10 protein-coding genes and 1 pseudogene are annotated in these 13,420 nt (G+C 67.2%); 7 read left to right on the top strand and 4 right to left on the bottom strand.

All coding sequences use genetic code 11. The features are described 5' to 3' along the window. Nucleotides 1-352 precede the first annotated feature (352 nt). On the top strand, nucleotides 353-1,978 hold the full coding sequence (locus ACIRQH_RS03555; protein ID WP_404224011.1) for a phospholipase D family protein: 1,626 nt from the start codon (nucleotides 353-355) through the stop codon (nucleotides 1,976-1,978). 210 nt (nucleotides 1,979-2,188) lie between these two features. Here ACIRQH_RS03555 and ACIRQH_RS03550 read toward each other — a convergent pair whose 3' ends face one another. Further along, nucleotides 2,189-2,578: a hypothetical protein gene (locus tag ACIRQH_RS03550; protein WP_388935152.1), complete on the bottom strand. Its 390-nt coding sequence runs from the start codon at nucleotides 2,576-2,578 to the stop codon at nucleotides 2,189-2,191. A 70-nt stretch (nucleotides 2,579-2,648) separates the two neighbouring features. Between ACIRQH_RS03550 and ACIRQH_RS03545 the strand changes: the two are divergent. Beyond that, nucleotides 2,649-3,105 (top strand): annotated as a pseudogene (locus ACIRQH_RS03545) (IS982 family transposase); the annotation flags it as partial. Nucleotides 3,106-3,120: 15 nt separating this feature from the next. On the opposite strand, the gene ACIRQH_RS03540 reads toward ACIRQH_RS03545, so the two are convergent. Then, nucleotides 3,121-3,720 (bottom strand): hypothetical protein, encoded by a 600-nt coding sequence (locus ACIRQH_RS03540; RefSeq protein WP_388881722.1) that lies wholly within the window; start codon nucleotides 3,718-3,720, stop codon nucleotides 3,121-3,123. 1,205 nt (nucleotides 3,721-4,925) lie between these two features. Between ACIRQH_RS03540 and ACIRQH_RS03535 the strand changes: the two genes are divergently transcribed. Together ACIRQH_RS03535 and ACIRQH_RS03530 are read left to right on the top strand one after the other, a co-directional pair. Continuing rightward, nucleotides 4,926-6,263 (top strand): glycoside hydrolase family 18 protein, encoded by a 1,338-nt coding sequence (locus ACIRQH_RS03535; RefSeq protein WP_388881719.1) that lies wholly within the window; start codon nucleotides 4,926-4,928, stop codon nucleotides 6,261-6,263. A 292-nt stretch (nucleotides 6,264-6,555) separates the two neighbouring features. Then, entirely contained in the window at nucleotides 6,556-7,116 is a 561-nt protein-coding gene (locus ACIRQH_RS03530) for an SMI1/KNR4 family protein (protein WP_404224008.1), read from the top strand. Nucleotides 7,117-7,411: 295 nt separating this feature from the next. On the opposite strand, the gene ACIRQH_RS03525 is transcribed toward ACIRQH_RS03530, so the two are convergent. Next, nucleotides 7,412-8,404, bottom strand: a complete 993-nt coding sequence (locus tag ACIRQH_RS03525; protein ID WP_388935161.1) for a LacI family DNA-binding transcriptional regulator — start codon at nucleotides 8,402-8,404, stop codon at nucleotides 7,412-7,414. A 339-nt stretch (nucleotides 8,405-8,743) separates the two neighbouring features. Here ACIRQH_RS03525 and ACIRQH_RS03520 point away from each other — a divergent pair, with 339 nt between their 5' ends. From ACIRQH_RS03520 to ACIRQH_RS03510, 3 genes are all read left to right on the top strand, one after another. Further along, nucleotides 8,744-10,456 (top strand): discoidin domain-containing protein, encoded by a 1,713-nt coding sequence (locus ACIRQH_RS03520; RefSeq protein WP_404224005.1) that lies wholly within the window; start codon nucleotides 8,744-8,746, stop codon nucleotides 10,454-10,456. Nucleotides 10,457-10,598: 142 nt separating this feature from the next. After that, nucleotides 10,599-11,969 carry a DUF1996 domain-containing protein gene (locus tag ACIRQH_RS03515; RefSeq protein ID WP_388881707.1) on the top strand — a complete coding sequence of 457 codons (1,371 nt, stop codon included), beginning with the start codon at nucleotides 10,599-10,601 and terminating at the stop codon, nucleotides 11,967-11,969. Between the two features lie 26 nt (nucleotides 11,970-11,995). Further along, nucleotides 11,996-12,535: a DUF305 domain-containing protein gene (locus ACIRQH_RS03510; protein WP_388881704.1), complete on the top strand. Its 540-nt coding sequence runs from the start codon at nucleotides 11,996-11,998 to the stop codon at nucleotides 12,533-12,535. A 279-nt stretch (nucleotides 12,536-12,814) separates the two neighbouring features. On the opposite strand, the gene ACIRQH_RS03505 is transcribed toward ACIRQH_RS03510, so the two are convergent. Then, on the bottom strand, nucleotides 12,815-13,420 hold a 606-nt coding region (locus ACIRQH_RS03505; RefSeq protein WP_404224003.1), incomplete at its 5' end, for a DNA-directed RNA polymerase subunit alpha C-terminal domain-containing protein.

Below are 13,420 nucleotides of genomic sequence, written 5' to 3'. Positions count from 1 at the left end.
CGGCGCGTCGACGGCAATGGTCGCCGCGCCGGCGACGCTGAATGAAGTGGGTGGTCCTCGACTGTCGGCGGTCGAGGGCCTCACCTGCCGCCGTCAGATGCGGAGCCACCGGCAGTCGCGGCGGCCGGTGCGCCGCGGACGTGGGGCCCCTATGGGCTTCGTCAAGCTGATGGGGCGGGTTTGTGGGTGGCAGCATTGGCGTCCAAGAGGCCGGCAAGCCGGTCGGAGGCCAGGGTGGCGGGCAGGAGCCCAGGGCGAGTGACGCGCACTCCGCGGAGACGCGGGCACGCAGTTCGTCGCGTGGTCACGCGCTCATGGGGTACCGGATCTAGCAGGAGACCCCGGAAGGGCCATGGAGTGGAAGGACTGCCACGTGGAACGCGCCGACTGGCTGCTCACCCCCGCTCAACGGGGGAATCCCGCGTCGCGGGTGGACCGCCGTCATGCCGACGGTGCGGCGTGGTCCACGGGCAACGACGTCCGCCCCCTGGTGCACGGGGCGGTGTACTTCGCCGAGCTGCTTGCGGCCGTGCGGGCCCAGCGGGCCGGAGACATGTTGATGTTCACGGACTGGCGGGGTGACCCGGACGAGCTGCTGGACGGTCCGGAGAGCGCTATCGGCGACGTGCTGTGCGATGCCGCACGCCGCGGTGTCGTCGTCAAGGGGCTGGTGTGGCGCTCGCACCTGGATCGGTTCCAGTTCAGTGAACAGGAGAACTACCACCTGGGGGAGGAGATCGAGGAGGCGGGAGGCGAGTGCCTGCTCGACATGCGGGTGCGGCCGGGCGGCTCGCACCATCAAAAGTTCGTGGTGCTGCGCCACCCAGGCCGGCCCGAGCGGGACGTCGCCTTCGTGGGCGGGATCGATCTCTGCCACAGCCGTCGGGACGACGCCGCTCATCAGGGCGACCCGCTGGCACAACCCATCGCCGACGCCTACGGTTCCCGTCCGCCTTGGCACGACATCCAGCTGGCGGTGCGCGGGCCCGCCGTCGGCGATGTCGAGGCCACGTTCCGTGAGCGGTGGACAGACCCGGCTCCGCTCAGTCGCAGCCCGCGCAGCCGGCTGCGGGCGGCACTCAGGGGCGAGGACACGCGGGCGGATCCGCTCCCGGTACAGCAACCCGACCCGGACCCGCGCGGTCCCCACACGGTCCAGATCCTGCGCACCTACCCGAACCGCCTCAGGGGTTATCCGTTCGCTCCCGACGGCGAACGCAGCATCGCCCGCGCCTACACGAAGTCCCTACGGCGGGCACGCCAACTGATCTACCTAGAGGACCAGTACTTGTGGTCGGAGAGTGCCGTCCAGCCGTTCGCTCAGGCTCTCGCCGATCATCCGGGCCTGCGGATGATCGCCGTCCTGCCGCCACTGCCGGACCAGGAGGGGCGGATCAGCACACCGATGAATCTGCTGGGCCGGATCCGTGCCCTGGAAGTTCTGCGACGGGCCGGCGGTGACCGAGTGGCCGTCTACAGCCTGGAGAATCACGCCGGGACGCCCGTGTACGTCCATGCCAAGGTCTGTGTCATCGACGATGTCTGGGCCGCGGTCGGTTCCGACAACGTCAACCGGCGCTCCTGGACGCACGATTCGGAACTCAGCTGCGCTGTCCTCGACGAGACCCGTGACTCCCGTGAACCGATGGACCCCGGCGGCCTGGGTGACGGCGCCCGCGTCTTCGCGCGGGAACTGCGGCTGTCATTGAATCTCGAACACCTCGACCGCGACGGAGACAAGGAAGCGGCTGTTCTGTGCGAACCGGGCCGCGCCTTTGCGGCCTACGTCGACTCGGCCGCCGCTCTGGACGCGTGGCACGACGGCGGCCGTCAGGGTCCGCGACCGTCGGGACGGCTGCGCACCTATCACCCGCCGCGCCTGTCCCACCTCACGCGGGCCCTGACCGACCCGCTCTACCGGGTCATCGCCGATCCCGACGGCCGCCCGCGCTCCCTGCGTCGGCACGGTGCGTACTGAGGGGGTCCCGGACAGGTGAGGTGACCCCCGGAGTGCAGACACAGGAGGTTCACGCCGCGAGGGCACGGCTACGTTCTTGCTGGTACTGCGGTTCGAACTCGGCATTCCAGGGATGCCTGCCGAGGGTGTGGGGTGGGCGGCGGCCGAAGCCGCCGCGAGACGGTCAGGCGGCGGGCTGCCGGCCCTGGTGGTCGAGGTGGAAGTGGGCGGTCAGGCGTCAGGGTCGACTTCGGGGTGCGTGAACCGCACGGGCTTGTCCAACGACCGGGCGTAGGCGATTTCGGCTCGGGTGCTGTCTCCGATGTAGTCGCCGACTACGAGCACCTCATCAGCGAGACGGATCTTCGCCCGGTGCAGATCGTCGAGTCGAACCTTCAGCGTCTCGGCCTCGACGGGATCGGACCAAAGTTCGTGCGGCGACTTCATGTCACAGCCCGGTTTGACGACAATCTTTCCGGCTGCGGTCTCCCGCAGATCGGCCTCGCTCATCTCGGTCATGAAGCGCGTGGAGCCGCAGATCACGACGATGTGCGGGAGGCTCAACAGCTTCTTCGCGTCGGCGAGCTTCTCCTCGGGGGTGAGCAGTCGCGGGTACGACACTGGTTCCTCCTGGCGGTGTGGTCCAAGGGGCGCCTGCGGAGACGAGAACGAGGGTGTCCAAGATCGTTCCTTGACGAACGACGTGGACACCCTCGCGACAGCACACTATGCGACGACCGACGACATGCTGAAGGAGCAGCCCGACCTGGCGCAGTGGCCTCCGCCGGTCGGTATTTCGCCCCGACCGAGCGATGCCGAACTGGTCACCCTGGCCACGAGGCAGGCCATACTCCGCTACACCTCCGAGGCCAAATGGCTCCGCCATCCCCGCGCCCACAGCGCGCCACCTCGGCCCCTACCTGCCCCAGCGGCCCGGCTACAACAAGCGGCTGTGCAAGGCCGCCGGTCTGATGCGAAGCGTCAACCGGATCCTGGCCACCACCACCCAGGCGTGGAGCGACGACGTAGGGGGCGTGGACTCCACCCCGGTGGAAGGCGGCCGCTCCCGCGAGACCGTCAAACACTCCGACCTGGCAGGTTGGGCCGAATACGGCTACTGCGCCAGCCACAGCCGGTTCTTCTGGGGCAGGACTGCTGCCAGCTCAGATCGTCGGCGTGTCGTCGATGACCTCGTGGTGCGGTTCGACGATGAACTTCCAGCCGGCGCTGGCCTCCATGAACCGCACTCGGGTTGGGTAGATGTCCAAGGCGCGGCGGTCGCGGTTCTGGCCGCCCGTGCTCTTGCGCCCTCGGACAGGTTCTTCGAACAGGTCGACCTTGACGTCCGGCACCGCCACGACTTCCTCGTTCCAGCGCTGAACGATGCCCGCGCCGAACGCTTCTCTTGCGGCGGTGTAGAGCGACTCCAGAGATTCCATGTTCCCGTTGGGCACGAAAAGGGCGAGGTTCAGGAGGACGCCGGCGCTCTGGAGAACCTCGATTTCTTCCCCCGCCTCGTCGGCGACCCAGATCCCACGCTCATCCTCATTGTTCGGAAGAACGTGAATTTCCTTGCCGAAAATTGTCCTTGCGGTGAAGGATCCTCCTTCGAAATACTTTCCCGGCTTCGTGAGAAAAGCCGGAGCGTAGCAGTCGAGAGAAAGATCGTCCAGCTCTGCTGAGACGAAGACATCCTCCTGGGGACTCAATTCTGAAACCTCCTCGACTGTAAGGCGTCGAGCTATTATCTTTTCGGTGTTCACGCTATGTCTCCTTCTTTATATGGCCGCGGACAGTCCGAAGATCAGGTGCTGCGGCCTGGCTACGGCTCCACCGGTAGGCCTGGGTTGGTGCCGAGGCGGGTGGTGCCGACGGCCGAGAGCGTTGCTTGAGATCGCCGCTCGGACAAGATCCCAGACGCGGGACCCGGGCGGCAAATCTTCATGGGGAAAGGTGAGGACGACAGCGTCACGTCCGGACACCGTCGGCCTCCCGGCCCGCCCCTCTGTTCAGGACGCCCGTCCGCTTGGACCTGTTGAGCTGGCCGGTTTGTCGGAATCGAATTTTCGACGTGGATGTGTCAGCGCGTGGAGCTTTGACAGCGGCCGGTTGATTTGTGTGAGCAGCTCTGGCGCCGATATCCGGTGATTACCCTGGCTGGAGTGGAGGAGTAAGGGACAGGCGGGATGGGGGACATGGCCCCGGTCGGGGAAAGGGCGCGCTCAGCCGGGTGTGCCGGCTGAGCCCGCTGTGCCTCGCCGCCGTCAACCTGGGGGCCCGAGGCCGCCACTTCGCGCCGGCCGCGATCGCCCTGAGCTCGGACATGGGAGGTCGACGGAAGTCGGGGGCAGGGCGCCGTCCTGGATCACCGCTCTCATCGAGGACGGCTGCGGTCCCAGGGAAAGGACCTGGCTGCACTGGTCGGCGTTCCACTTCGCCCTCGAACTCGGGCTGACGACGGAGGAGCAAGCCGACTGGAACGAACGAATTCCTGACTCTGGAGCAGGACTCTCCCCAGGGGCATACCCCGCACTCCAGGCCGTCGCCTCCCATCTCTGACTTCAGACGACTTCGGCGAGCGGTTCGCATACGGCCTCAACGCTCTTCTGAGGGACTCCGAGCGCTGACTGGTCCCGGGTCCATTCCTCCGGGGCTCCACAGCGGGTCCGCGAGCGCCGTCGATGCGGCGTCCCGAGAAGCCGGGAGTCGCCCTCTGTGCAGCGCGGTGTGGACGGCCCCATCCGCAGGTGGCTTGAGCGGCCGGCCCTTGTGACAGGTGGCGAGGCGACGGGAGGGCTCGGTGACGGCACCGTCGTCGCCCTTGGCGCGGAGAGAGTCCAGGCACAGCGTGCGTTGACGCCCTTCCAGACCCTTGACCCCTGCTGGTCCAGACCAATAGTTTCTCGTGCAGGTAAGTCCACTGCTCCGTACGGCACATGCACCACGCCTCTGAGGAATGAGCTCCGCTATGCGCCTACGCCCGCGTCCTCGTCCGCGCCGAAGACTGCTCTCCCGGGCGGCCGTTGCCGTCACCTCGTTCTCCCTGCTCGCCGGCTTCGCGCCGGCCGCCGCCGCCCACGGTGGCCACCCTCACGACACCGTGCGTCGCGTCGGCTACTTCACCCAGTGGGGCGTCTACGGGCGCGACTTCCAGGTACAGGATCTGGACCGCAGCGGCGCCGCCGCCCGGCTCACCCACATCAACTACGCGTTCGGCAACATCGGCACTGACGGGAAATGCCTCATGGGCAACGTCCCCGGCGAGTCCGATCCGTGGGCCGACTACCAGCGACCGCTGGACGCCGAGAACTCGGTGGACGGCATCGCCGACAACGACACCCAGGCCCTCGCAGGCAACTTCAACCAGCTGAAGGAACTCAAGGCAGCGCATCCCGGCCTCAAGGCGATGATCTCGCTGGGCGGCTGGTCGTGGTCGACGCACTTCTCGGACTCCGTCCGCACGCCCGCTGCCCGCAGGGCGCTGGTGGCCTCCTGCATCGACCTCTATCTCAAGGGCAACCTGCCGCAGGACGGCGCCCGCGGCGGCGCCGGTGCTGCCGCCGGCGTCTTCGACGGTGTCGACCTGGACTGGGAGTGGCCCGGCTCCGAGGGCGACACCGACACCGTGTACCGCCCGGAGGACAAGCGCAACTACACCGCCCTCGTCGCGGAGTTCCGCCGACAGCTCGACGCCTACGGGCGCACCGGCCACCGCCACTACGAGCTGTCCGCGTTCGTCCCGACCGCACCCGCCAAGATCGACGCCGGGTTCGAGGTCAGCAAGATCATGAAGGACTTCGACTTCGTCAACCTCCAGGGCTACGACTTCCACGTCAGCGGCGAGAAGACGACGGCCCAGCAGTCCGCCCTCTACGCCCGCGACGACTTCAGCGTCGACGGCACGGTGGACGCGTGGCTCCGGCGCGGCGCTCCCGCCCGCAAGCTCGTCGTCGGCATGCCGTTCTACGGTCAGGGCTGGACCGGCGTCAGCGGCGGCGGCGACGGCCTGGGCCAGCCGGCCACGGCACCGGCCCCGGCCAAGTGGGCCAACGGCTACGCCGACTACAAGGAGTTGAAGGCCCTGGCGGACACGGGCCCGTACCGAATACACCGCGATCCACGCGGCGGCCACGCCTGGCTCTTCGACGGAACGACCCTGTGGACCTACGACGATCCACAGGTACTCGCGCTGAAGTCCCGCTACGTCCGGGCCAAGGGGCTCGGTGGCGCGATGTTCTGGTCCCTTGACGGCGATACCCCTGACGGGGAACTCGTCCGGACCGTCGACCGCGCCCTCGATCGCTGATCCCGTGCGGGGTGGCCTCGCACCGGCCACCCCGCACCACGACGCCGGGCAGCGGGACGCTCGACGAACAGTGATCTTCCTGGGGCTGCCCGGCACCGACTGAACCCGCCTCGCCACCGGGCTCGGCATCTGGGCCTGCAGGCCGGCCCACCGCTTCGCCTTCGGCACCGCCGCGGGGTCACCCGCCTCGCCGAGCCTCATCAATCCGGTCGTCAGAGTGGCGAGTTGGCCGGCGAGGCTCAAGGCACCGTACGACTGCGGCGTTGTCGGAGCGGGGTGGTATCCATGCCGCATGAACATTGACCGGGCTGACCCTGCTGAGGTCGCGGTGCTTCGTGCAGCGTTCGATGTGGATGACGGAGGTGAGTCGGCTCTTGGATGGGAAGCAGTGCATGCCTTCGAGGCAGGGCACGGGATCGTGCTGCCCGAGCCGTATCGGACCTTCATCGCCGAGATCTCGGATGGCTCGTACTCTGGTCCGCCCGAGTACGGCCTGGTGCCGGCGGCGGAGCTGCCGGACGACTGGGGCGGCGAAGAACAGGAACGCGACCTGAGCAGGCCCTTTCCGCTTGCGGAGGCCTGGATGTGGGAGGACGACTCGGACCCCGCCGAGGATGCCGACGAGATCCTTGAACAGGTCCATAACCATGGCTCGATCGTGCTTGGCACCGACGGCTGCGCGATGAACTGGCACCTCATCGTCACCGGGCCTCACCGAGGGCACGTCTGGATGATCAGCGACGTCGGCGCTGTCCCCTTCGGCGCGCAGTTCGGGTTCACCACCGGTGAGCCTGGCTTTGCCGGCTGGGTCCGACACTGGGCAGACGGCAAGACCTGGTATAACGCTGCGTGACTCCCTAGGCATGCGACCAGTGCTACTCGGCTACCTGATCGACGATGGCGAAGCCGAGCATCTGAGGCAGTTGCCGCAAGCGAAGAGCACGGTGCATCGAGGGATGCCACCTTCCTGGCGCGTCCTTCAGCTGCAGAAGAACTGATCGCCCCCGAAACCCTGTGGGCCTTGTCGACCACCGCGAGGTCCACCGGGGCGAGGCGGGGGCCAAGGACACCCCGAATCAATCGGGCCCGAGCGGACCCGTGATCCCGGATACCTGGCGCAGGAGACCTTGGTGGGGGAGGGGTGCCACTCAGGTTGATTCACGCACGATCAGCTCGTTCGGCATGATCACCGGGTTTGGGGGGCCGCCACCGATGAGGCCGAGGAGCAGGTGGACGGCAGCGGTTGCCTGGTCGGCCATCGGGCTGCGTACCGAGGTGAGGGCGGGGGTGGTGTAGGACGCGGCTTCTATGTCGTCGAAGCCGACAACGGCCACGTCTTCGGGGACGCGACGCCCGGCTTGGTGGAGGGTGCGCAGGGCTCCGATTGCCATGAGGTCGTTGGCCGCGAATACCGCGTCGAGGTCGGGATCGTCGTCCAGGAGCTGACGCATGGCTTCGGCGCCGGAAACCCTCGTGAAGTCGCCCAGTGCCACGATGGAGCGTCGGCCGGTGTCGCGAAGAGTGCGGCGGTAGCCGTCGAGACGTTCCCGCGCCTCGTGCAGTTCGAGCGGTCCGGTGATGGTCGAGATGCGGCGGCGGCCGCGCTCGAGAAGGTGACGGACCGCCAGCGTTGCCCCACCGGCATTGTCCAGGGCCACGTACGGGACGTCCTGTGCAGAGGTGCGGTTGAAGGACACGACGGGCAGGCCCTGCCTGGCCAAAGCTGTCGGCAACGGATCCGTACCGTGCAGGGCGACGAGGAGTACGCCGTCCACGTGCCCGCCGGCGACGTACTGCTCCACTCTGGTACGACTCTGGTCCGACTCCGCGAGCATGAGCACGAGCCGTTTGCCGGCGGTCTCCAGTTCTCGGCTGACCGCGCGAACGACGGCCGAGAAGAGGGGGTCGTCGGACACGACCCCTTGCGGCGGGTCGGAGACGACCAGGGCGAGGGTGTCGGTGCGACGCGTGACGAGGTTGCGTGCTGCCCCGTTGGGCACGTACCCGAGTTCGTGCACAGCGCGCATCACGACGTCTCGGATCTGTGGAGCAACGGTCGTCTCACCGTTGATGACGCGGGAAACGCTCGATTTGGACACACCCGCCCGGGCGGCGACCACTTCGAGAGTGGGGCGCTTCATGCCTGGCCGTCCCTCCTGCCGCCACCCAAGTACGTTCCTGGGAAGGGATTTCTCATCGAGGCGACCTCCGGCTCCGCGTCGTGGCGATGACAGCAGCGTATCCGCAGGCCGGACGGCTCAGACCTGCTTGAGGGCCTGAATCACTTTGCGGCACACAGCGTCCGTTTGCCGTGAGGGGACATCATCCAGGAACCGTTCCCTCAGTACCGCGGGCGATCATGGCGTCCAATTTTCTTAGTGGGCAATGGACTTGACAGTGTCTGAGGCTCCCCCCATTCTCCCCTCAGGGAGCGCTCCCTCACCGCTCTCTCACCTCAAACCCCACTTGAGGAGTCGCAGATGCAAACGCTCGTGCGTAGATTTGGCCTCTTTTGGGCAGTTGCTGCATCACTGATCGCTTTCGTCGCGCTGCCGGCCCCACCCGCTCAGGCGGCAGAGGTCCTGCTCTCGCAAGGCAAGCCCGCCACCGCCTCCAGCGCTGAGGGGCCCTTCGACGCCCGCAACGCCGTCGACGGTGACCCAGGTACTAGGTGGTCCAGCGCATTCGCCGATCCGCAGTGGATCCAGATCGACCTCGGGTCCAGCACGCAGATCAATCGCGTCACCCTCAACTGGGAGGCTGCGTACGGCAAAGCGTTCCGGATCGAGGTTTCGAACAATGGGCAGGAGTGGACGGTCGTCCACGAGACGACCACGGGCACAGGCGGTACCCAGAGCCTGACCGTGACCGGCGCGGGCCGCTACGTACGGATGTACGGCACGCAGCGCAGCACCCAATACGGTTACTCACTTTGGGAGTTCCAGGTGTACGGCACCGACGGCTCCGGTGGCGCCGGCACCCTCCTCTCCTACGGCAGGACCGGCGCGGCTTCCTCCTCCCAGAGCGATCAGAACTGCTGGGAGTGCACGCCGGCCAGGGCCTTCGACCGCGATCCGGCCTCTCGCTGGGCGACAAGCTCCACCACGGGATGGGCCGATCCGGGCTGGATCTCCGTTGATCTGGGCGCGACCGCTCAGATCAACAAGGTCGTCCTGCAGTGGGATCCCGCCTACGCCAAGTCCTTTCAGATCCAGGTCTCGCCGAACGGGCAGGACTGGACGCCCGTCTATTCGACAACGTCCGGCACGGGATTCAAGCAGACACTGGCCGTCTCCGGCACCGGTCGCTATGTACGCATGTACGGCACAGAACGCGCCACCCCGTACGGCTACTCGCTGTGGGAGTTCCAGGTGTACGGCACCGGTGGCGATCCGAAGCCGGCGCCGCCCCTGCCGAGCGACCCGGCGAACCCGCCGAGGCTGGTATGGAGCGACGAGTTCGACGGTGCCGCGGGCAACAAGCCGGACGCTTCGAAGTGGAGAGCCGATCCGGGGACCGGGCCGAACGGTGAACTGGAGTACTACACCGACCACCGCAACGCGGCGCTGGACGGGTCCGGGCACCTGGTGATGGAGGCACGCAAGGAGGTCACCGCGGGATCGTCGTGCCCGACCGACCCTCTGAGCGGCAGCACCACGTGCCAGTACACCTCCGCGCGCATGAACACCGGCGCCTCCTTCCAGTTCACCTACGGGCGTGTCGAAGCGCGCCTCAAGGTCCCTAAGGGCAACGGACTGTGGCCCGCGTTCTGGATGATGGGCGCCGACTTCCTGACCGGCCGGCCGTGGCCGTACAACGGCGAGGTCGACATCATGGAAATCCTCGGCAAGGACGTCAAGACCGCCTACTCGACGGTCCACGCACCCGCCTACAACGGCGGAGGCGGAATCGGCTCTTCCTACAAACTGCCCCAAGGCGCGGACTTCTCCGCCGACTTCCACATCTGGGCCGCCGACTGGAACAGCAAGGGCATCACCTTCAGCCTCGACGGCCAGAACGTCTTCACCCTGGACAAGGAACAGGTGGAACAGACCCGAGGACCGTGGATCTTCGACCACCCGCACTACATGATCCTCAACCTTGCGGTCGGCGGCGACTGGCCCGGCCCGACCGATTCCAGCACCCCCTTCCCGTCCAGGATGCTCGTCGACTACGTGCGGGTCTTCCAATAGACAGCAGCTGACGTCTGCGAACGTCCAAGCCGCTCAACCCGCCCCCAGGGCAGTGGCAGAAGGCACCCGGATCACCAAGTAGTCACCCCTTGTCCGACCACCTCTCCGGCTCCTCACCCCCGACGCTCGTGAAGGAAGTGGGATGCGCAGACAACCCGCACATCTGTACACGCTGTTAGTGGAAGCGCTGGTGGTCGCCCTGGCCGCGGCCTTGAGTCTGACCGTCTCGACGCAGCAGGCGCGAGCCGCCACGGTCACTGTCCAGGCCGAGTCCTACGCCGCCCAGTCAGGGGTCGCGTTGGAAGCGACCGCGGACGCGGGAGGAGGGCAGAACGCGGCGTTCCTCGCCGACGGCGACTGGATGCGCTTCGACAACGTCGACCTCGGCACCGCCGGCCGGCTGACCGTATCGGCGCGGATCGCCTCCGCGGTCGGTACGGGCACGATCGAGTTGCGCACCACGAGCGCGACCGGACCGCTCCTGGCCGTCATACAGGCCGCCCCGACCGGCGGCTGGCAGAACTGGGCGACCCGTACCACCGACGTCACCACCCACCCAACCGGTGCGCAGACCGTCTTCGCCGTTCTCCGCAGCACCACACCTGGTGACTTCGTCAACATCAACTGGTTCTCCTTCGTCGGCGAAGGCAGCGGTCCGGCCGCGGGATGGGTGCCGATCGACCAGGCCAAGTGGAACGCCCAGGTGGCACAGTTCCGTGCGATGACGCCCGCGCCCGTGCCTGCCAACGTGGTCCGGGTTCCGGAGTTCAACGCCACCTGCGACTACAGCCACTCCAAGCAGGACGACCCCATCGTCCTGCCGAACCTGGCCGGCGCATCCCACATGCACAGCTTCTTCGGCAACGAAAGCACCGACGCCTTCTCCACAGCTCAGTCCCTGCGCAACAACGCCGCGACTACCTGCGCACCTGCGGAGGACCTCTCGGCGTACTGGATCCCCAGCCTGTACGAGGGCAACAAGGCCATCGAACCGCAAAACATGATCGTCTACTACGGGTCCCGGCTGCCCGACCCCGCGGCAACCCTGCCCTTCCCCGAGGGATTCCGCATGATCGCGGGCGACGCCAAAGCCCAGACACCCACGCCGGCGGGGTCACCCGGCCAGTACTGGTGCGCCGGTGAGGGCGGCGAGATCGGCCGCAGCACCGACGGCAACTGGCCGGTCTGCGCCCCCACCGCCCATCTCACCCACCAACTCGTCTTCCCCGACTGCTGGGACGGCAAGAACCTCGACAGTCCCGACCACAAGTCCCACGTCGCCTACACCTACGACGGCAAGTGCAGCGGTGCCTATCCCGTCGCCATCCCCAACCTCTCCTTCGTGGTCAGTTACCCGACCAGCGGCAGCGCGGCAGGACTCCGACTGGCCTCGGGCATGGCCTCTTCCATCCACGGTGACTTCTTCAACGCGTGGGACAACGCCGCCCTGGGGCACCGCGTGAAGGACTGCATCACTCAGAAGGCCAAGTGCAACTCCGCCGGCACATTCTGACCCTGCGTCTGGTGTGCGCCACCGGCATGGCGCTGCTGGTTGTCGGCTGCACCTCGCAGCCGACAACCAGCACGTCGTCCCAAACCGGTGCACCGCCGACGACAGCGTTCAGCCCGACCGACATCGCTTGGATCCAGTTGATGATCCCCATGGCCGAGCGTGCGCAGGCCCTGACCGATCTCGCACCTTCCCGCGCGTCAAGTCCAGCACTGAAGGCACTGGCGGCAAAAACCGGAACGACACTTCAACAAGACCAAAAGCGGCTGCACCAACTCCTGAATCTCTCCGGTGTTGCCGACAGCCGACCCCACGAAGGGCACAACATGCCCGGCATGGTCAGTCTCCCCACCATCGAGAGGGCAGGCACCGTGACCGGCACGGCGTTCGACCAACTCCTCGCAGAAGCACTGCACGCCCACCTCGCACAATCCGCGATGCTCTGCGCCGGCGAGCAAACCCAGGGTCACTCGGGCAAGGCGAAAGAACTGGCAGCCGCCATCGCAAAGAACACGACCGCACAAACTTCCCGGCTCAATGAAGTGCGCCCAGCGGGACCGTCATCGTAGGGCGGAGCCACGGCGTTGCACCGACGATCTGCGCGACAGCACGCTACGTTTCCGGGCCGGTCCTTGCCACCGGACAAGGACCGGGCATCGGGAACCGCTGGCCGGCCGAGCGGCGGGTTGTACGTGAAGCACCGGAGCTGCGCCGTCAGCCGCCAGCCGCCATCGCCCCGCTTGTGCACGGCCGGAGACCCTGCCGAGACCGCCCGGCAGGCAGGGAACACTGTGGAGGTTCCCTGCCCCGGTACGCGAAGAGTCTCTACGGCCGCCGTAGCGCGGCGCTCAGTACTGCTCGGTCTCGACGAAACCGGCGTCCGCGTCGTCGTCGGCGCCGAAGGCGTCGGCGGCGGCGGTCGGGTCGAATCCGGGCGGGCTGTCCTTGAAGCCCATGCCCAGGCCGGCCAGCTTCGCCTTGACCTCGTCGATGGACTTCGCACCGAAGTTGCGGATGTCCAGGAGGTCGGCCTCGGAGCGGGCGACGAGCTCACCCACGGAGTGGATGCCCTCACGCTTGAGGCAGTTGTACGACCGAACGGTGAGCTCCAGCTCCTCGATCGGCAGAGCGAGATCAGCGGCGAGAGCGGCGTCCGTGGGCGACGGGCCCATGTCGATGCCCTCGGCGTCGATGTTGAGCTCGCGCGCCAGACCGAACAGCTCGACCAGGGTCTTACCGGCCGACGCCATGGCGTCACGGGGACGCATGGCCTGCTTGGTCTCGACATCGACGATCAGCTTGTCGAAGTCGGTGCGCTGCTCGACACGGGTCGCCTCGACCTTGTACGTGACCTTCAGTACCGGCGAGTAGATCGAGTCGACCGGGATGCGCCCGATCTCCTGACCGACCTGCTTGTTCTGAACGGCGGAGACGTAGCCGCGACCGCGCTCGAC

The organism is Streptomyces sp. NPDC102279 (assembly GCF_044766365.1).
Lineage (GTDB): Bacteria > Actinomycetota > Actinomycetes > Streptomycetales > Streptomycetaceae > Streptomyces.
This window is presented reverse-complemented; position numbering and strand designations above follow the sequence as displayed.

Excerpts from the sequence above, each read along its gene's own strand:
- ACIRQH_RS03555 (WP_404224011.1), top strand. The coding sequence starts at position 353 with ATGGAGTGGAAGGACTGCCACGTGGAACGCGCCGACTGGCTGCTCACC.
- ACIRQH_RS03535 (WP_388881719.1), top strand. The coding sequence starts at position 4,926 with ATGCGCCTACGCCCGCGTCCTCGTCCGCGCCGAAGACTGCTCTCCCGG.
- ACIRQH_RS03530 (WP_404224008.1), top strand. The coding sequence starts at position 6,556 with ATGAACATTGACCGGGCTGACCCTGCTGAGGTCGCGGTGCTTCGTGCA.
- ACIRQH_RS03525 (WP_388935161.1), bottom strand. The coding sequence starts at position 8,404 with ATGAAGCGCCCCACTCTCGAAGTGGTCGCCGCCCGGGCGGGTGTGTCC.
- ACIRQH_RS03520 (WP_404224005.1), top strand. The coding sequence starts at position 8,744 with ATGCAAACGCTCGTGCGTAGATTTGGCCTCTTTTGGGCAGTTGCTGCA.
- ACIRQH_RS03515 (WP_388881707.1), top strand. The coding sequence starts at position 10,599 with ATGCGCAGACAACCCGCACATCTGTACACGCTGTTAGTGGAAGCGCTG.
- ACIRQH_RS03510 (WP_388881704.1), top strand. The coding sequence starts at position 11,996 with ATGGCGCTGCTGGTTGTCGGCTGCACCTCGCAGCCGACAACCAGCACG.